Annotated in this window: 19 protein-coding genes and 1 tRNA gene; 7 read left to right on the top strand and 13 right to left on the bottom strand. The window is 46.5% G+C overall.

Going from position 1 to position 18713, the window contains the following annotated elements; translation table 11 throughout:
• Positions 1–16: 16 nt before the first annotated feature.
• From D6024_RS04055 to D6024_RS04040, 4 genes are all read right to left on the bottom strand, one after another.
• Positions 17–700: an MOSC domain-containing protein gene (locus D6024_RS04055; RefSeq protein WP_121353190.1), complete on the bottom strand. Its 684-nt coding sequence runs from the start codon at positions 698–700 to the stop codon at positions 17–19.
• 89 nt (positions 701–789) lie between these two features.
• On the bottom strand, positions 790–1629 hold the full coding sequence (locus tag D6024_RS04050) for a hypothetical protein (RefSeq protein ID WP_121353188.1): 840 nt from the start codon (positions 1627–1629) through the stop codon (positions 790–792).
• A 66-nt stretch (positions 1630–1695) separates the two neighbouring features.
• Positions 1696–2352 (bottom strand): hypothetical protein, encoded by a 657-nt coding sequence (locus tag D6024_RS04045; protein ID WP_162944513.1) that lies wholly within the window; start codon positions 2350–2352, stop codon positions 1696–1698.
• 121 nt (positions 2353–2473) lie between these two features.
• Complete coding sequence (locus D6024_RS04040) at positions 2474–2920, bottom strand: hypothetical protein (protein WP_121353184.1); 447 nt, start codon at positions 2918–2920, stop codon at positions 2474–2476.
• Between the two features lie 243 nt (positions 2921–3163).
• Between D6024_RS04040 and D6024_RS04035 the strand changes: the two genes are divergently transcribed.
• Complete coding sequence (locus D6024_RS04035) at positions 3164–4195, top strand: toll/interleukin-1 receptor domain-containing protein (protein ID WP_162944512.1); 1032 nt, start codon at positions 3164–3166, stop codon at positions 4193–4195.
• Between the two features lie 61 nt (positions 4196–4256).
• Here the strand turns inward: D6024_RS04035 and D6024_RS04030 are convergent, their stop codons facing one another.
• The 5 genes from D6024_RS04030 to D6024_RS04010 all read right to left on the bottom strand — a co-directional run bounded on the left by D6024_RS04030 (position 4257) and on the right by D6024_RS04010 (position 9641).
• Positions 4257–6575 (bottom strand): ATP-dependent helicase, encoded by a 2319-nt coding sequence (locus D6024_RS04030; protein WP_121353180.1) that lies wholly within the window; start codon positions 6573–6575, stop codon positions 4257–4259.
• 64 nt (positions 6576–6639) lie between these two features.
• On the bottom strand, positions 6640–7557 hold the full coding sequence (locus D6024_RS04025; RefSeq protein ID WP_162944511.1) for a hypothetical protein: 918 nt from the start codon (positions 7555–7557) through the stop codon (positions 6640–6642).
• A gap of 176 nt (positions 7558–7733) precedes the next feature.
• Positions 7734–8510, bottom strand: coding sequence for a hypothetical protein (locus tag D6024_RS04020; RefSeq protein WP_121353176.1), 777 nt, complete (start codon positions 8508–8510; stop codon positions 7734–7736).
• Positions 8511–8612: 102 nt separating this feature from the next.
• The gene (locus tag D6024_RS04015; RefSeq protein WP_121353174.1) at positions 8613–9245 is read right to left on the bottom strand and encodes a hypothetical protein; all 633 of its coding nucleotides are present in this window, start codon (positions 9243–9245) and stop codon (positions 8613–8615) included.
• A 21-nt stretch (positions 9246–9266) separates the two neighbouring features.
• Positions 9267–9641, bottom strand: coding sequence for a hypothetical protein (locus D6024_RS04010; protein ID WP_121353172.1), 375 nt, complete (start codon positions 9639–9641; stop codon positions 9267–9269).
• Between the two features lie 94 nt (positions 9642–9735).
• On the opposite strand from D6024_RS04010, the gene D6024_RS04005 reads away from it, so the two are divergent.
• Complete coding sequence (locus D6024_RS04005; RefSeq protein ID WP_121353170.1) at positions 9736–9975, top strand: histone H1; 240 nt, start codon at positions 9736–9738, stop codon at positions 9973–9975.
• Here the strand turns inward: D6024_RS04005 and D6024_RS04000 are convergent, their stop codons facing one another.
• Positions 9976–10458 (bottom strand): hypothetical protein, encoded by a 483-nt coding sequence (locus tag D6024_RS04000; RefSeq protein ID WP_121353168.1) that lies wholly within the window; start codon positions 10456–10458, stop codon positions 9976–9978.
• 116 nt (positions 10459–10574) lie between these two features.
• Between D6024_RS04000 and D6024_RS03995 the strand changes: the two genes are divergently transcribed.
• The 3 genes from D6024_RS03995 to D6024_RS03985 all read left to right on the top strand — a co-directional run bounded on the left by D6024_RS03995 (position 10575) and on the right by D6024_RS03985 (position 12718).
• The gene (locus D6024_RS03995; RefSeq protein ID WP_121353166.1) at positions 10575–11567 is read left to right on the top strand and encodes a hypothetical protein; all 993 of its coding nucleotides are present in this window, start codon (positions 10575–10577) and stop codon (positions 11565–11567) included.
• 161 nt (positions 11568–11728) lie between these two features.
• A tRNA-Ser gene (locus tag D6024_RS03990) sits at positions 11729–11802 on the top strand.
• Positions 11803–11890: 88 nt separating this feature from the next.
• Positions 11891–12718: an IS1 family transposase gene (locus D6024_RS03985; RefSeq protein WP_121353164.1), complete on the top strand. Its 828-nt coding sequence runs from the start codon at positions 11891–11893 to the stop codon at positions 12716–12718.
• Here the strand turns inward: D6024_RS03985 and D6024_RS03980 are convergent, their stop codons facing one another.
• Both D6024_RS03980 and D6024_RS03975 read right to left on the bottom strand, forming a co-directional pair.
• Complete coding sequence (locus D6024_RS03980) at positions 12719–13162, bottom strand: hypothetical protein (RefSeq protein WP_121353162.1); 444 nt, start codon at positions 13160–13162, stop codon at positions 12719–12721.
• Positions 13134–13601, bottom strand: coding sequence for a hypothetical protein (locus D6024_RS03975; protein ID WP_162944510.1), 468 nt, complete (start codon positions 13599–13601; stop codon positions 13134–13136). The genes D6024_RS03980 and D6024_RS03975 overlap by 29 nt, the downstream gene beginning before the upstream one ends.
• Positions 13602–14073: 472 nt before the next feature.
• On the opposite strand from D6024_RS03975, the gene D6024_RS03970 reads away from it, so the two are divergent.
• Positions 14074–14433 carry a single-stranded DNA-binding protein gene (locus tag D6024_RS03970; protein WP_121353158.1) on the top strand — a complete coding sequence of 120 codons (360 nt, stop codon included), beginning with the start codon at positions 14074–14076 and terminating at the stop codon, positions 14431–14433.
• A gap of 141 nt (positions 14434–14574) precedes the next feature.
• Complete coding sequence (locus D6024_RS03965) at positions 14575–16773, top strand: helix-turn-helix domain-containing protein (protein ID WP_121353156.1); 2199 nt, start codon at positions 14575–14577, stop codon at positions 16771–16773.
• 42 nt (positions 16774–16815) lie between these two features.
• On the opposite strand, the gene mnmG is transcribed toward D6024_RS03965, so the two are convergent.
• Complete coding sequence (gene mnmG / locus D6024_RS03960) at positions 16816–18678, bottom strand: tRNA uridine-5-carboxymethylaminomethyl(34) synthesis enzyme MnmG (RefSeq protein WP_121353154.1); 1863 nt, start codon at positions 18676–18678, stop codon at positions 16816–16818.
• Positions 18679–18713 lie beyond the last annotated feature (35 nt).

Here is an 18713-nt window from a genome sequence, read left to right as displayed (position 1 = left end):
TTCTCATCCGTTTTTTTCAAAGAAAGGCTTCAAAGGCTTTGCGCTGCCCTTCGGGCAAAAAAGGAATGGAAAGAATGATTTGTAAAAGATCGCGGTCTTTGCCTTTGGAATAATAACTGTTCACGTAATCCTGGACCGTAAGATTGTAAAAAGATGGTTGGACCAGGACAATTTTATCACCCGCCTCTATTACGCCTTCTTCCAGTACCCGCAGGTAAATCCCGTTTCGCTTTTCTTCCCTGAATTTTTCCATCATGTCGGGAAGCGCAAAACGAACGTTGAGTTTAGTACAGGGAAAACGGGGCTGCACAATTTGAAACCTTGCTGTGCCGATTTGATAGATATCGCCAATCCGCGCTTCGTCGTCCGGCAACCCTTCCGTTGTCAGGTTTTCACCAAACAGGCCATATTCCCACTGCTCCCGCTGCAAAACAGTTTTCCAATGTTCATAGTGCGAAAGATCGTATGCATACACCGCCTTGTTGGCACCGCCATGCACCCGCAGGTCAGCCTGCTCGTCGCCTTCGATGTTGACAAACGAAACGTTCCGTTTGCCGGTTACCGGCGATTTAAAAATGCCCGTTCGCACCGTTTTTCCCATCCACTCTTTTTGCTGCGGTGTTCCCACGTTGAGCGAAACAACTTTCATGTTTTCAAAGCTAAGAGAAGAATGGCTGAAAAGAGAGAAAGAGGAATCCATGTTCCTCTTTCTCTCTTTGTTGTACACCTGGCTAAAAAGAAAAAGTGCTTTTACTCTTTCTCTCCTTCCCACCCCTTTGTCTCCCTGCCTTAAAATGTATACTTCGCCGTCAGCGTTGCATAGAAGGTATTTTGACCGCGTTCCGACAGGTCGGGCCTGTTGGCAACGGTAACCAGGTTTTGCGGAATAATATACGCCGGCGTGGCGATCAGCATCACCTTGCCCTTGGCGTAAATCAGCGGCATGGTGGCTTCGTAGGCCAGCACATTGAACCGGCTCACTTCTTCGGTCACCTGCTGGTTGTTACCGGGAAACAACAGGAAGCCGGAATTGTTTTTCTTGTAATAGGTACGCTGGAAGTTTTGCGTTCCCGCATAGGCATATACCGCAGGATCCAAAACGATCACACTTTTGTCGCTGTTTTCGATGCGGATGATGTGATCCAGGCCAGCGGTAGCACCGTAATCGACTTTGTCGCTGAACTTGACATCACCACCGGCGTTGATGTTGACGATCGTTGTTTGATAGGCAAGACTCACACCACTTTGCGCTTTCAGCGCCGATTGCACCAGGGCGCTGCTCTCTTTGTAAAAAGGCTTTGTTACATAAACGCCGCTGATCCATTTGGTGCCTACATTTTGATATCCGATTGTGGCAACGGTACCGGCATAGTCGAAATGCTGCATGGAATTGTTTACAAAAATCGGCGCCGCATTGACATAAAATTTCGGTGTGAACCACAATTCCGCCAGCGGGAAAATACCGCTGCTTTTCAGGCTGTCGGTGCGGCCGTAATAGTTTAACCGCGTATTGTAGTTGACACTTAGTTTAAACTGTGGTTTTGCTTGCGCGGTATCGCTTTGCGCATGCGCTGCGTGTAACAACAGCAGGAAAGAAAGTGCAGGTAAAAATTTCTTTGCTTGTTTCATATGTTCGGAAAGATTCTAAAAAGAAGCCACCCTGTGAAGAGTGGCTATTACACACGAGAAAAAAAATTAGTGCTTTGTTGCTTTCACGCTGGTTTCTGATTTCACATCCACACTACCGTTCACATTTGTGCTTTCTGCTTTTTGTTTGGCACCGTGGGCGGTCGTCTTCAGTTTTGTTTTTGTTTCAGAAGAGGTCTCCTTCGCTTTTGTTACAGTACCATCGGCGGTTGTTTCCACTTTGGTTTTCACTTTACCGCTTTTTTCTTCTGCGCCGTTTATGGCATCGCTTCCCTTAACGTGGGCATTTGCGCCGGCATCAACCTGTGTGGTACCATCAACCTTCGATCCAAAGACAGCGGAGTTGTCATTGGCATGTGCTTTTGCCTGTTCGCTGGCATGTGTCTCCGCCTGCGCATTCACACGGGCACCGGCATTTACATCACTGCTGCTTTTTACTTTATCGGTCGCCGACTGTCCGGCAGCCGACGTTGTTGCTTTCACTTCAGCGCCCTTCGATGCTGTGGCGGACACGGTGTTTTTCGTTGCGGTTGTCACTGTTGTTGTCGCACGTGTAGCGGCATTGGTTGCAGCATTGGTTGCACCCCCTACGTTGACGGATTTTTGCACAGCAGCATGCGTTGAATTGGTTACGCCGAGGTTAACTTGTGCAAATGACAGGGTACCGATACATGTTCCGGCTACGAGAAAAAGTGCTTGTTTCATAGATTTCATCGTTTAAGAGTTTTGTGCAGAAGTAGATTGGAAATTTGTGCCAAGGTTTAAAGTTTGTTAAGGGATTTTGTTAAGAAAGTGAAAACGCGGAGTTTTACGCATGGCCGTTTCTCTACGTTTTCAGCACGGGTTTTTTACTGATCCCTTGCAACGTACTGTTGATAGCGGGCTCATTTTTTTGCGTCGCCCGGCGGGATGAAAATGATAAGATGGTTACACGTTTTCTATTTTTCAGGACGGCCTGGTAAACCAGTTGCGGACCTTGTTTTGTTCTTACAATCTTTTGCCGAAAATGATCAATGTCCTGCCACAGGTAAAACGTTTCCTGCTCTCCTTTCAGTGAAACGGCTTGCACCGTCAGGCCCATCGAATCCATTTTTAATCCTACAGGAAAGTTCACAAACCAAAGAACAATCAGGTCGACCAGGGAAAGACCGGTGAATGAAAAAAGGACGAACAGCTCGTCGGAAGCAATATAGGCAGCGACACCCATCACCAGGGAAAACAAAGGAGCAAACCGCAGCACCCAACCGGTGAACCGGCGGCGACCTTTTTTCATTTGCAGTTCCAGGAACTGCCGGTACTTTGCTGTAAAATTTCGTAAGGGTAAAAAATGGTTTCATTGGCCATGCCATAAAAATAGTCCCCTGTTGTTGGTTTACCGTCAACACACCGCGGGGAAATGCACAGAAGCCAAACAGCCATATCCTTTCCGGGTTGCCATCGTCGTATCGCTATTTGTTTTAATTTCAGAGAGCCGAATGCACGTTTTCATTTCGCAGGTTTATACACAACAGGACGTATGAAAAATGCAAGCAAGAAAATCTTCATCTCTTACCGCGTTCAGGACACTGCCGGCGAAACGGGCCGCCTCGTGGATGCGCTGAAGCAGCACTTTACCGACGACCAGATTTTCATGGACATTGAAAACCTGGAGCCCGGTGCCGATTTTACCGTCGCTATTGAGAACTCATTGGACACCTGTGATGTGTTTCTCGCCATTATTGGTCCGCACTGGGTTGGCGACCGTGATGGTCAACCCCTTCGAATCAATGAAGCCAACGACTGGGTGCGCATGGAAGTAAGCACGGCCCTGCGCCGCAACATCCGCGTAGTACCCGTATTGGTGGACGGTGGAACACTGCCCAAACCCGAACAACTTCCACCCGACCTGCAATCGCTGTTGCGCAGGCAAACCTTTGAAATCAGCAACAGGCGCTGGCGCTACGACACCGACCAACTGATCGACTTCCTGATTAAATCTATGGGCATTCCGCCGCTGAAAGCCCAGCATACACCCTCTTCCATCCAGGAGTTCAAAAAACGAAAAACGTGGATGTATATCGGCGCGGGGTTTATTCTCGCTATTGTGTCGCTGGCCATCATCGGCTATTACATGGAGAAAGACAAAGGACCGGAGAAAGCAGCGGAACAAACACAGTCGGGTTTCCAAAAAGGTGTTTCCAAAACCGTCGATGAGGCGCCGGCTACAAACCAGTCGAATGACCCGGCAACATCCAATACGGAAAGTGAAACGACTAGCAACGCGAACCTTGCCGGCACCTGGGATGAAGTGGACGAAGGGGTTACCTCCACCTTTGTTTTGCGACAGGCCGGAAACCAGATCAACCTGCAGGTTGAAATGTCCGGACAGGTGATCAGCACGGGAACAGGCGTGGTCGATCACAATCATGTAGAATTGAATTTTACACTTCTTGGCATGCCAACGGTGCTGAAAGCCACCCTTTCCGAGGACGGCAAAAAATTAAACGGAACCTATACCATCCAAACAACCGGTGAGGCACAGCCGGTGCAGTTGAAGCGCCGACTCTAAAAAAGAGAAAGCCGCAATTCGTTGCGGCTTTCTCTTTTGCGATCTACAGAGACGATCGGATTTACGCATTCACGATCATCAGCTTTGCATAATTGAGCATGATCTTCTTCTCTCCGTTCTGGTCGAACTTAATCGTGGCGACGGGATTGTGGCTGGACCCTTCCAGCTTTACAACACTTCCGAAACCAAACTTCTGGTGCTCCACCCGCATGCCCATCTCCAGCTTGGAAACATCGCTCGGGACAAAATTGGTGGAAGGCACATGCGCCACTTCTTTGGGTTTGGCGTTGCCGCTTACCAGAGTGGATACAAAACTTTTTTCCGGCTTATCGGTGCTGCCAAAACCACGCTGCATGCGCTCAAATGCACTGCCCATCAAACCCGATGAGCCCTGGTTTTTGACACCGCCGCCGGCAAATGTTTTATCGATGTATTGCTGCGGAATTTCATCGAGGAAGCGGCTTTGATCGGCCTGCTGCAGTTGCCCGAATTTATACCGTGTATTGGCATACGTGAGATACAGGCGTCCTTTTGCACGGGTGATGGCCACGTAAAAAAGACGGCGTTCCTCTTCCAGTTCTTCCCGGGTGTTAATGCTCATGGCATTGGGAAATAATCCTTCTTCCAACCCACCGACAAACACCACGGGAAACTCCAATCCCTTGGCGGCGTGAATGGTCATCAGCTTTACGGTATCGGCATCCGGATCTTTTTGATCGGCGTCGGTAAGCAAGGTGATTTGCTGCAGGTAGGTACCCAGTCCTTTGTCACCAACTTCACCGCTTTCTTCGTTCGAAGGCGTTTCGGTAAACTCTTTAATGGAGTTGAGCAATTCCTGCACGTTCTCGTAACGCTGCACGCCTTCGGTGCTTTTGTCGTTGAACAGTTCTTTCACGAAGCCCGTTTGCTTGCCCACGTGGAACGCAATGTCGTAGGCGTTTTTCGTTTGCAGCATGCTGTGAAAACTTTTGATCATCAGCACAAACTCTTCGATCGCCTGCAAGGTGCCGGCCCTGTACCCGGAAGCACCGGCATCTTCCAGTACTTCCCACATGGAGATGTTGCGTTCGTTGGCTGCCAGGATGGCCCTGTCCACCGAGGTTTTTCCAATTCCTCTTACCGGGAAATTGATGATGCGCTTCAGCGCTTCTTCGTCCTTTGGATTGACGATGATTCGCAGGTAGGCAATGTAATCTTTTACTTCTTTGCGCTGGTAGAACGAAATGCCGCCATAGATGGTGTAGGGTATGTTGGCACGACGCAGGCTTTCCTCGTAGGAACGGCTTTGCGCATTGGTGCGGTAAAGGATCGCAAACTCCTTGTTCTTGTAATGGTTGCGCAGGCGGTTTTCCTGTATCTGGTCGGCCACGAATTTACCTTCGTCGTTGTCGGTCATCGTCCGCACCAGCTTGATTTTTTCACCGGCGGTGTTTTCGGTAAAAAGCGTTTTCGGAATTTGGCCTTTGTTGTTTTTAATGACTTCGTTGGCAATGTTCAGGATCGTTTGCGTGCTGCGGTAGTTCTGTTCCAGCTTGATCACTTTCACATCGTCGTAATCTTTCTGGAACTGTAAAATGTTTTGAATGGTGGCGCCGCGGAACGAGTAAATGCTCTGCGCATCGTCGCCCACCACGCACACATTTTCGTGCACAGCTCCCAGCAGCTTGATGATCTCGTACTGTGCCGGGTTGGTATCCTGGTACTCATCGATGAGAATGTACTTGAACTTGTGCTGGTACTTGTGCAGCACTTCCGGGAAGTATTTCAGCAGCTCGTACATTTTAAACAGCAGGTCATCAAAATCCATGGCGCCGTTCTTGAAACAACGCTTGGAATACGCATCATAAATATGCCCGATCATGGGACGGTTGGCCCGCATGTCTTCCTGTTGCAGGGCGTAATCGGCCATGTATTCTTTGGGTCCGACGAGGGCATTCTTTGCCGCCGAAATGCGGTTGTAAACAGCATTGGGTTTGTAGTGCTGAACGTCGAGGTTGAGTTCAGCCGTTACCGCTTTTACAACACTTTTGGCGTCGTCGGTATCGTAGATGGTAAACGAGTTGGGGTAACCGATACGGTGGGCCTCGGCCCGCATGATCCGTGCAAACACGGAGTGGAAGGTGCCGATATATAAATTGCGGGCTTCGCGGTTTTTTAAAATGTGCTCTACCCTTTCTTTCATCTCGGCGGCAGCCTTGTTGGTAAAGGTCAGCGCCAAAATGTTAAAGGCATCCACGCCTTTGTTCATCAGGTGGGCAATTCGTGTGGTTAACACCTTGGTTTTTCCGCTGCCGGCGCCGGCCACAATCATCAGCGGACCCTCGGTGGTTTCGACGGCATCCCGCTGCCGGTCATTCAATCCCTTCAGGTAATCTTGCATAGCTGCGAAGGTACGTTCTGGCCCTGCTATCGCCATCTTAAAATGGCTGTTTTTTCCCCTGTTTTCAGGCGTGTTTTTTCAGATTGAAGTGGTAGCTGACACCCAGGGTCCAATAAAAGCTATTGCTGATTTTTTCGGTAAATGTTTGCGTGGATACCGCGCCGCTTGCCGCTTTGGTCGTCATCACAACCGTGCTGGGACTTTGTGCAATTGCATACCGGGGTAAAAAGGAAAAAGCAAGCTGTTTGTGTTTGTATTCAACAGGGGCGGCAAATTCATAATCCAGCACCCGGAACTGCGACGATTGAAGGGTTTCTACATTTTCAATCACCGGTGCGCTGCTGCTTCCGTTACCGCTGTTGCTGCTCTTTTTTCCACGTCCTTTGCCGCTGCCGGTATTGTACTTGCGCTCCTGGTAATATTCGTTGTAATAATTCTGTGTGCCGGCATTCAGGTAAATGCCTGGTGTCAACGAAAAGGCTTCGTTTGCGGTGGTAAAATTATGTTCCAGGCTAAAGCCCGTAATATAATCCAGCGAACCCTTTCCAAAAATCAGCGCACCGTTGATACCCGGTTGGATAAAGGGCAGGCTAAAACCAAGATAGCTGTTGATGCTGGTAGACGCTTCGGCCAGTACATTCACGCTTTGCGAATTGAACATGTAGGCAGAGGCCCCGATACCGCCATACAGGTTTCCTTTGGAAAACTCCCACCCCGCATCCAGTGAAAACGCATCGGCCCTGCTTTCGCTGGTAAGCAGGTACGTTTCGGCCGAAGCATAAAAACCCGAAGGCGACGTGAATCGAATGTTCGGAATGACGTAAGGCAATGGCAGGGAGTCTTTACGTCCCAGGTATACACTGTTGCTTTGGTAACGCACCCCCAGTTCTAAAACGGGAACTTTTTTTTCTGCGCTGTCTTGTTGCGCAAACAGGCTTTGCAAACAAAAAAAAGAAGCAGCCAGGCAAAAAACGATTTTCATAGCAGACGGTTTAAACTTGCTGGCTGCAAAGAAAATTCTTTCCGCAAAAAAGCAAAACCGGGTCACCGATACAATTGCCGCATTGACCGCGTCCTTTTCTTTTTTTCGATTTACCTGAGGGGTTGTTCGTGCTGTGTTTCTTTTCACAGCATGATGCAGGAATGTTTCCTGGGCCTTTACTTGCTGACCACATTGACTGTATCGGCTTTGGCAAACAGTGGAACATAAACCAGCGAATGGGCTTTTTCCGCTGAGACCTGGTAATCTGTTTCTGCGGCTTTGATCCTGTCGCCGGCATTACTGATGCGCAGGAAATAGCTAAGCGAAAGATCTGCATTGGCCGCCTTCGATGGTTCCAGGGCCTGGTCGATGACTTTGCTCAATGCCTGCTGTTTTTGTAGATAACCGGCAGTGGTTTCACGTGTCCATTCCCCGGGTGCCGAAATGCTGTTGAGGGTTTCGTTCAGCAGGGCAGCCTTGGGTGACAATGTGCCCATTCCTTTTTTGTAGTTGATGTACTCTTTTGCAACCTGGAGACGGGCTTCGTATTCTTTCAGCAAGGCAGCCCATTTTGCTTTCACCGTTGCCTGCATCTCGTCACGTTTCTGGATTTCGTTGAGCAGTGTTTCTGTAAGCACAACTTTCCATCCGTCGCTTTCTTTTACCAGCGGAAGAGAAATGATGTCGTTGTGCACGTCGGCTTTGTTACCCGAAACGGATTCGGCCAGCGATGCAAACTGAAAACTGTCCGCTGGCTTCTGTGTGTTCTTTGTTTCTTTTTGGGCCTTTTCCAATACGGTTTTTGTATCGCTGCTTGCCAGTGCGGTTGCCGTCGTCAGGTCAGCCGATGCCAGGGCTGTTATGAATTGCTCTGCGGTTTCTGTCGGTGAAGAATTCTTATTGCAGGAAAAGAAAAAAGCTGCAAGAAAAAAAAGGAGTAGATGTTTTTTCATACAGTAAGCTTTTGTTCTTTACAAGATAGAAACGGTGACCCGAAAAAACAAGCGGGTGGGAACAACAGACAAACGCCTGGCTTGATTGTCGTCTCGATTGGTTTAGTGCTTTTGGAATTTTTTGTCCAGCACTACCTGCAGTATTTCAATGCGGCCGTATTCTTTTACGCTCATTTCGACAGTGCTGTGGTTTAGCAGGGCAGAAACACCACCGTAACCATTTGTCTCCGTCACAAAATCACCGGGAGTGAGTTGTAACTCGCTAATCTGAAAATGGTCTTTATCCTGAAATGAAAACCGCATTTCGGTGAAGGTCGGTGGCAGCGGGTTTTCGAAAAACACCCGGTTGTTGCAGTACATTTTCCCGTCTTCCCATTTGGACTCTGATCGAAAAAAGATCCCGGGCTGCGACATGCTGTCTACAACTAACTTTTCGGTTTTTATACTTTCCTGTTTGCTGGCACTGTGTACGAGACTGTTTTCATCGACCTGCTTTCCCGGCATTTTGTTAGTGATAAGCAAGGCCACGATGGCCAAAACAACCAGGCAGGCAAGAAGTAGCAAAAGAAAGGTTGAACTGGCCGATTTGCCGCTGCCCGAAGACGATTCATGCAAATCTGCAGGGCGGTGAAACTGTTTCCACACCGGGTAAGTCGCCATCATCTCTGTAACCAAGAGTACGATTACAAAAAGCAGGATGATGCCCAGCGAAATACCGATGATGAGTTGTAACACAGGGTTGTATAAAAGATAAAATTAAACCTCTTTTTCTTTTACCACTAAATACCAGTCGTGGTCCAGTGGCAGATAACCGTATTCGTAACAAAAAAAATACGTGTTTCCTTTTTTGTTGGTATAGGTATGGGTCATGAACTGAAACCGGAATCCCTGCTGCAACAGTTTTTCTTTCTGCACTTTTTGCATTTCTTCCGTGTCGAGTACGGCTTCCAGGATCCGGCGGTTTTTCTGCAGGGCGTTGTTGATGTTGCGCACCACCGGGCTGCTGGCCGATTTCAGGTTGTTGTTATACGCATTGCGACAGTAGTCATTGCAGAATTTTTTATCTGCACGCCCCTGCAGGGTTTTGCCGCAGGCAAGACATTCACGCTTGGTAACAGGGTTTTCGATCATCGTTCCAGTAAGGTACTCGGTAGTGTCTCAGTTTCAAAGTTAGTGGTTTTCAGATGCTTAACCGAATAAGCATCTTTTTTATTAGATTTGTGTCATGGCAAAAGCAAAACGTCCAAGTGACACAAACCAAAGAGCGAAACAGGTAGTCGATATAGCGACGGGCGAAACTACCGACCCAATCAACGAGAATGAAATCAAGAGCGCAGCCGCTATACTTGGCCGAAAAGGAGGCTTGAAAGGCGGAAAAGCCAGGAAAGAAGCCCTGACACCGGAGCGCCGAAAAGAAATTGCGATCAAGGCAGCCCAAAAGCGGTGGGGACAGAACAAAGAATAATTATTCCATTATTGCCCAATAAGCAATTGTATAGGAGGAATGGTTATTTACCATCTCGGACTTGAACTCTGCGCCTATTTTAGCGCCGGGGGCAATTGCCCGCTCCCAATAATTCTCTTTTATATACTTATAGTTGTCTTTTATGTAGGCTAGATTGGGCTGTGCATTTTTGGAACTACCATGCACCACCTGCGTTCTGCAAATTTCTTCGCCACCTGAAATCCTAATAAACACGACAGCAATACCTATACAGGTATAGAAATCTTCGTCTTTAAGCGAAAAACTAACAGACAGCATCAAATCCCCATTTTCCGCAACGTCCCGATCAATCCGGTAAGCAGGGTTGCTCTTCAAATGATTGAGGGAATCAAAATACTCTCTGATAGCACTTTCAGGTCTTCCTATTAGTACCTTGATGTGGTCTATTTGCGAAAACGCATTTGTGGTAATTAAAAGCAGGAGGGGGAAAAGGATTTTTCTCATAAACAGCTCTACTTGTTTGGTTATTTTAAATGTAGCAATTAATTGTACTTCATGGAATAGCTTGCTGCAATATTCTTATTTTAGAAGCAATTAAGCCACCATTCCAACTGCTTCTAATGCTTGTTTTTCCAAGAATAAACCTTGCAATCAAGTTCACCTTAGAATATTATGAAATTGGCCGGATAGCAGATCACATATCGAGATTCTCAGGTGCGCATCATTATGGTTATTTGGACACCTACTACGAAAATACTCTGCGGACACATAGGTTAATGGAAGATGAAATCATCCAGACAATTTTAACCGCCAATGAAAATGCCCAGATGGTAATGTTTGAGGATTTGAAACTATGGCTTAATGATTGGAGAATTACAGGCATTAACATACAATACCTTTCAAAGTTGGTTGACGACTATAATGATAAGGCTTATGTCAAATACGAGCAGAAAATAAAAGAGGATGAGCTGAAATTCAGATTGACAGTTGATTTCAACAGGCCTCATGGCGAAAAGTATGAGGTAGAAAATACATTAATACCGGCAGCTTTTATGGCTGGCGGCTATACAGTTGGCCGCTATCCTAAAAAGAGAACTATTACAAATTCATGGTTTTACTGCAATACTGAAACCCCTGAGTTAATTGACAAAAGCTATCTGCCGCAATACATTGACTTCCTTAAAGGGATCATTGAGAATTTTAAAAGTGCAATCCAAAAGCACATAGAAAGATACGAGGCCGGAAAAATAAAGCCTGGAACAATAGCGATAGGGCATTTACAAGCAATAAAACCAGCCACTCTGCAACCTTTGCCGGAAACACTTTATAAACAAACCAAGATTAAGGTCAATCTAACAGCCTCTCGACTTTTATTTCTGTTTAAAATGCTATACGAATTAAAAATTATAGAAACTACTACTTACAAAGAACTTCATCAGTTCATTGCCGACAGTTTTCAGGTAAAAAGCAAGAAGGAAAACGAACAATTGAGCGTAGGTAAATTAGGTCGTCTGTGGAGCAATTTTGATGTTGAGGATGCTAAATTCTGGACAGGAAAATTCATTGAACTGCACAACAGGGCAAAGAAAGATAATCCAAATAATATAAAATAACTTCTTAGTTATCAGCCTTTTTGAATGGGTAAATTCACCCCTTCTTCACCCCGTTTCACCCCATTTTCGTGCCACCATGTCATAGGTTTGTTTCAGCTTAGGCAAATAAAAAAGCCCCTCGAAGTTTGACCGCCTCAGGAGCTTGATTATTGCTAAAGGAAAGTGCCGTAACTCAACCGGACAGAGTACCGACCTGCTAAGTCGGAAGTTGTGGGATCGTCCCCCACCGGCACTACATTTTCATTTCAAAAATAGAGAAAGTTTGAGAGCAATGAAATAAAATTTATGCTTGAGCGTTTAAGCATAAAGCATACCTTTGTTTTATGAATAAGTTGCCTTTACAGAAAAGAGTTCAGATTATTAATCTGCTTGTTGAGGGTAATTCCTTGCGCTCTACCTCCCGCATTGCCGATGTGTCTATCAACACAGTTACTAAACTGTTAGTGGACGTAGGCAGGGCTTGTGAGAAATTCCATGATGAAACGGTAAAAGGCATTACAGCAAAGCGGGTGCAATGCGATGAAATCTGGTCGTTTGTTTACTCTAAGCAGAAGAATGTACCGGAAGGCATGGAAGATTATGCCGGTGATGTATGGACATGGGTAGGCATAGACGCCGATACAAAACTGGTTGTTTCATGGCACGTAGGCCAGCGGGATGCGTATGCAGCCCATGAATTTATGCAGGATGTAAAGGCAAGATTAGCTAATAAGGTGCAGTTAACGACCGATGGCTTGAGAGCGTACTTGGATGCCATTGGCAGTCACTTTGGAGCGGATATAGATTTCGCCCAATTGGTGAAACTATACGGTGGCGAAAGCGGCAACAGTAAACAGGAAAGAAAGTATAGTCCGACTGAATACATTGGTGCAAAGAAAACCATTGTTTCCGGCCAGCCTGACGAAAAGCACATCAGTACCTCGTATGTGGAAAGACAAAACCTCACTATGCGTATGCACATGAGAAGGTTTACCAGACTGACCAATGCTTTTTCAAAGAAGGTCGATAACCATTGTCACGCCATTGCCCTGCATTTTGTGTATTACAATTTTGTCAAAATACATAAGTCTTTGAGAGTGCCGCCAGCAATGCAGGCAGGATTAATTAAGCGGCTGATGAGTATTGAGGATATTGTGAAGTTGGCAGACTGATTATTTCTTCACTTTTGGCTGACAGCTTTTCTTTATTGCTTTCATATAGCTTACTGCAAGGTCAGAAATTTGCACATCTCCATATTGAAACTGATGGTATCTACTTGTTTTTGCAGTACTCAATAGCCAATCATATTTTTCAGATATGTCAGTGCAAAACCTTGACACAAGTTCAGCTAACAAATCGTGGCGCTTGTTTGATGCATAATTTTTAAACCTCTGCCACTCTTCGATTGATTTTATCTCAATGGGATCAGACGCCTTAATTGGATGTTTGAATGGAAATATTTTGCAGGAAACAAAATGTAGCGAAGCATAAAAAGCCGTAGTAATAATCCAATCTCGGTACTTCTTCTCAACGTTTAAGAGGTCACAGACCTCTTCATTGTGTTCGCCATGCTGAAAAACCTCAATACTATTTCTTGTATTTTGCGAAGAACCCATCGTGTTCTAAACAATTTTCATCCAAGGTATCGGAGTCAGGAGTAAAAGTAAATGCAATATTGAAGGTATCGCTATCGGCATCATTTTTAAATGCACGGGCAATGCTAAAAGATTTCAAAAAACTTTCATTGAGATAATCCATCTTATCAACAATAAGGAGCGTATTGAAGGAAGTAATAGAATCTGCACGAAGATGAAGCCCCACTACCTTAAAGCCCATACTTTCGAGTTGCTTATGCAAAGTTTCGGAAAGGCTTTTTGCCTTTTCATAATTCTCTCCAAATAGACGAAGATTTACAGAAAGCTGTTCAGAGCGTCCGACTTCCTTACCTGTCAAAAACGCATCAATTACATCATTATGGGTTACAGCATTCTCTTGCGTTTCCCATTTCTGAGTAGTATCTTTTCGGGATTTGGCTGGAGAGTTTACGGGGATCATAGTAATTTCAATGCAATAATAATGCAATTCCAGTGTAAAGACTTATCCACATATCATTTTTTTTGTGAAAAAATAATTGCTATATTATTCGCTGCTGTAGATCCGTTTTCGGCCGTATTGCTATGGTGCTACCGTACACAATAGCTGATTTACAACGAGTTCTTCACATTCTAAAGACTAACTCTGAGGCATCCAGGTCTCCCGGTAAGGGTTCAGGTATTCCGCTATCTGAGGGTTGGTTTTTAAATGTCCTCACCATTTTGCCAACCCTCCGGGTTTTTAACATTTCAAACTGAGACACTACCAGGTACTCAATTCCTTATCCGTGTACAAACGCTTATAAACGCTTTCATTCGAAAGCAAACGACTAAATACCGAGTGCGGCTTCCTGGCCATGTCATTTTTGTGGTGTTGTTGCAAGGCGCCGCTAACAACTGGGATAACAAATTTTTTCATGCTTAAATCAAACGTTATGTATGCTCTTAAAAACAGAGTGCAGTTGATCGGCCACGTAGGAGGCAAACCCCAAACCCACACCTTTGAAAACGACAAAAAACTGGTTCGCTTTTCTGTGGCAACCAATGAAGTGTACCGCAATGCCCAGGGTGTAAAAGTAACCGACACCCAATGGCATAACCTGGTGGCTTTTGGCAGGGTGGCCGACATTGCCCAAAAATATCTCGACAAGGGCACGGAAGTCGCACTGGAAGGGAAACTGGTCAATCGCAATTATACGGATAAGGAAGGGGTAAAACGGTACGTTACGGAAATCCATGTTGCCGAACTGCTCCTGCTCGGCACTCCGGCGGCTAAACCTGTTATAGAAGATTGATTATCAGATAGAAAAGGGAGAATATCCCTTTTCTTTTTTTTACCAAAACTGAAAGGTTTTTTGCCATTGATCTGGTGTAATTTAGACAGGCTTATCGATACGGTTTAAAAAAAATCAACATATTTTAGAGGCCCTTTCTGAATGCAACACGACAGCACAAATACACTTTTTGCCCTGGCCGCTGATCTGGTGAATTATACGTCGCGACATCTTTTCCTGACCGGCAAGGCCGGTACGGGGAAGACCACATTTTTAAAATACATCAGGGAAAACACGAAGAAGAATGCGGTGATCGTTGCTCCGACAGGAGTAGCAGCCATCAATGCCGGCGGTGTAACCATGCACTCGTTTTTTCAATTGCCGTTTGGGCCTTTTGTCCCCGACTCGCTGAACAACTACAATGGCAACGGGCCTGCAACGGACAAGCACAGTTTGTTCCGGAATATATTTTTTACAACCAGCAAGCGGGAACTCTTGCAAGAACTGGAACTGCTGATCATCGATGAAGTCAGCATGGTGCGGTGTGACATGCTGGATGCCATGGACACAATCCTACGGCATTTTCGCAAGCGCTACGATGTGCCTTTCGGCGGTGTGCAGGTGCTTTATATTGGCGACCTTTTTCAACTGCCGCCGGTGATCGCCCAACAAGAGTGGAGCATTCTGGGAGACCATTACAACAGCCCGTTTTTTTTCGATGCCCAGGTCGTGAAGGAAGCACCGCCGCTTTACATTGAACTCAAGAAAATTTACCGGCAAAGCGAACAGCATTTTATCGACATCCTCAACCGGGTCCGAAACAATGTTCCGCAACGCGAAGACCTGGAAGAACTAAACGACCGGTACCAGCCTGCCTTTAATCCACCGGCCGGCGAAAATTATATCACGCTGACAACGCATAACCGGAAGGCAGACGTTATTAACGAAGCGGAGCTGAAAAAGCTGAGCGGCCCGACGCACACATTTACAGCTGAAGTCAGTGGCGAGTTTTCGGAGAAAGCATTGCCTACCGAAATGAACCTCCAGCTTAAGCAAGGGGCACAAGTGATGTTCATTAAAAACGATTCGGGTACAGAGCGCCGCTATTACAACGGCCGCCTGGCGATCGTCAAAAAAATAAGAGGCGAAGAAATCACCGTTACGTTTGATGATGACGAAGAGCTTGTGTTGGAAAAGGAAACATGGAAAAATATCCGCTACAATTATAACAAGGAGAAGAATGAGGTAGAAGAAGAAGAGCTCGGCAATTTCAAGCAATTTCCGGTTCGACTGGCCTGGGCGATAACCATTCATAAAAGCCAGGGCCTTACGTTCGAAAAAGCAGTGATTGATGCCGGTGCTTCGTTTGCAGCAGGACAGGTTTATGTGGCGCTTAGCCGCTGTACTTCGCTGGACGGCCTTGTTCTGCATTCCAGGATTTATTCCAATGCCATTGCCACCGACCGGCGTGTACTTGCCTTTGCCCAGCGGGAACAAAGCGATGAACACCTCCAGGCGCTGCTGAGAGAGGAAAAAGAAAAATTCCAGGCGGAATTGCTGGTAAAAACATTCAACTGGAGCAAGGTGGTTGCGGCCTTGCAGGAATGGAAAGAAAATATCCAAGGAAAAAAACTTCCCGATCCGGACACAGCTTTCTCTCTCTGTAACTCAATCCTGAGCAAGGTAAGAGAACAGGCAGGGATTGCTGAAAAGTTTCAGGCGCAGCTCCGGCAGGTAATTCAAACCGGCGACCGTGATCTGTTGCAGCAACGGGTTAACAAGGCCATCATCTATTTTGCCAAGGCGCTGGCTGACGAAGTCATTCACCCCCTGCAGGAACACCTCTCTTCTTTGCGTTTTGCAAGCAAAGTGACCAAATATGTAAAGGAGCTTCGGGGAACAGAAACTGTTGTACTGCAGCAATTGCAAAGATTAAATCAGTTAGTGTATGGCGAGCTCGTTTTTGTTCAATTCGAAGCGCCGGCCGTAAAGCCACAAGCTGCTGTTCTTAAAGGCAAAAAAGAAAAGCCTGTAAAGGGTGCCAGCAACCGCGATACGTTGGCCTTATACCGGGAGGGAAAATCGGTAGAGGAAATCGCACAGTTGCGAAACCTCGCAGCGACTACGATTGAAAGCCACCTCTCCTCGTTTATTTATACCGGCGAACTTGCCCTGGAAGAGCTGGTTCCTCCAAACCGAAGCAAGACAATTCTGGCAGCTATTGACACAGCCGGACTGACAGCCACGGCCATTAAACAACAGTTGCCGGAAGATTTTTCCTATGGAGAAATCAGGGCGGTTATGAATGACTACCGCCGACAGGAGGAACAAAAGAAGCAGGCGACAGAAAACCTCACATAAAAATGCCGGCATATAGCCGGCATTTTCTATTCTGTTCGGTCTCTATCGACCCATGTATACCATGAGGATCTGTACGTCTGCGGGGTTAATACCGGAGATCCGGCTGGCCTGGCCAAGCGTTTTTGGTTTTACCCGGATCAGCTTTTCCTTAGCTTCTGCCCCAAGAGCTACAATCCTCTGGTAGTCAAACTTTTCAGGTATTTCCAGGTCTTCCAGTTGACGCATTCGGTCTACCAATTCTTTTTCCTTGTCGATATAAACCTGATACTTGGTTTGAATCTCTGCTTGTTCCATTGCTTCCCTTGAGTAACCGGTGAAAACTTCCTGAAGCTTGGGTACATAATTTACCAGATCATCAAGGCCGAGGTTGGGACGCAGAACGATCTTTTCAAGGCGTTGCTTTTCTGTTATAGCAGAACTATCAATGCTTTCGAAAAACCCATTGATTTCAGCAGGCTCAAGTGCCGTTATTTTAAGTGCTTCTTTAATCTCTCCCACTTCCTTTTTCTTTTGCAGCACCTTATCCATCCTTTCCTGTGAGGCCAATCCCATACGATAACTGGTTTCTGTTAAGCGCAGATCAGCATTATCCTGGCGAAGCAGTGTTCGAAACTCGGCTCTCGACGTAAACATCCGGTAAGGTTCCTGGGTTCCTTTACTGATGAGATCATCTACCAGAACGCCGATATAGGCTTCACTCCGCTTCAGAATAAAGGGTTTTTCGCCCCTGACTTTTAAATGCGCATTAATTCCTGCCATCAGGCCCTGGCAAGCCGCCTCTTCATACCCGGTTGTTCCATTGATCTGGCCGGCAAAGAACAGGTTCTCGACGTGCTTGGTCTCAAGGCTATAAGACAGTTGTGTCGGTGGGAAATAATCGTATTCAATGGCATAGCCCGGGCGGAAAAATTGTACGTTTTCAAAACCAGGCACCTTTCGCAACGCTTCAAACTGCACTTCTTCGGGGAGGGAAGTCGAAAAACCATTGACATAAACCTCAACCGTATTCCATCCTTCGGGCTCAACGAACAATTGGTGACGCTCTCTTTCGGCAAAACGGTTGATTTTATCTTCAATACTAGGGCAGTAACGGGGGCCAATTCCTTCGATTCTCCCGGTATACATTGGGCTACGGTCGAAACCGGTCTTTAGAATATCATGAACCTCTGTAGAGGTATATGTTATCCAACAACTTCTTTGCGTAGCAGGTTTTGGCGTGTCGAGAAAGGAAAAGCCTACCACGTCCTCATCGCCTTTTTGCTCTTCCATCTTGGAATAGTCCAGCGAACGACCGTCGACCCGAGGCGGTGTACCGGTTTTTAACCGGTCGCTTTCAAAACCAAGGCTTACGAGTTGTTCGGTCAACCCTTCTGCCGCCTTCTCGGCAACCCGTCCACCTCCCAAGCGCTTTTCACCAATATGGATAACCCCATTTAGAAAGGTTCCGTTTGTAAGAACGACTGCTTTTGCCTTAATCTGGTGACCCAAACCAGTTATCACACCGGCCACCTTTCCATTTTCGATCAAAAGCCCCCTTACCATATCCTGGTAAAAAGAAACATTTGCCGTGTTTTCCAGCATTTCACGCCACTTTAAAGCGAATAGCATACGGTCGTTTTGTGACCGCGGACTCCACATTGCAGGGCCTTTTGAACGGTTTAACATCCTGAACTGTATCATGGAAGCGTCCGAAACAACACCCGAATAGCCGCCAAGGGCATCAATTTCACGGACGATCTGGCCTTTTGCAATACCGCCCATCGCTGGGTTGCAGCTCATTTGGGCAATCGTTTGCATGTTCATGGTGATCAAAAGAACCTTCGACCCCATATTTGCTGCTGCGGCTGCCGCTTCACCACCTGCATGACCAGCCCCAACCACGATAACGTCATATTTCTGAAACATAAGTAGCAAAGGTATTTTAGTGTTCCACGGGGAAC

This window comes from Flavisolibacter nicotianae (genome assembly GCF_003628535.1).
Classification (GTDB): Bacteria; Bacteroidota; Bacteroidia; order Chitinophagales; family Chitinophagaceae; genus Flavisolibacter; species Flavisolibacter nicotianae.
This window is presented reverse-complemented; position numbering and strand designations above follow the sequence as displayed.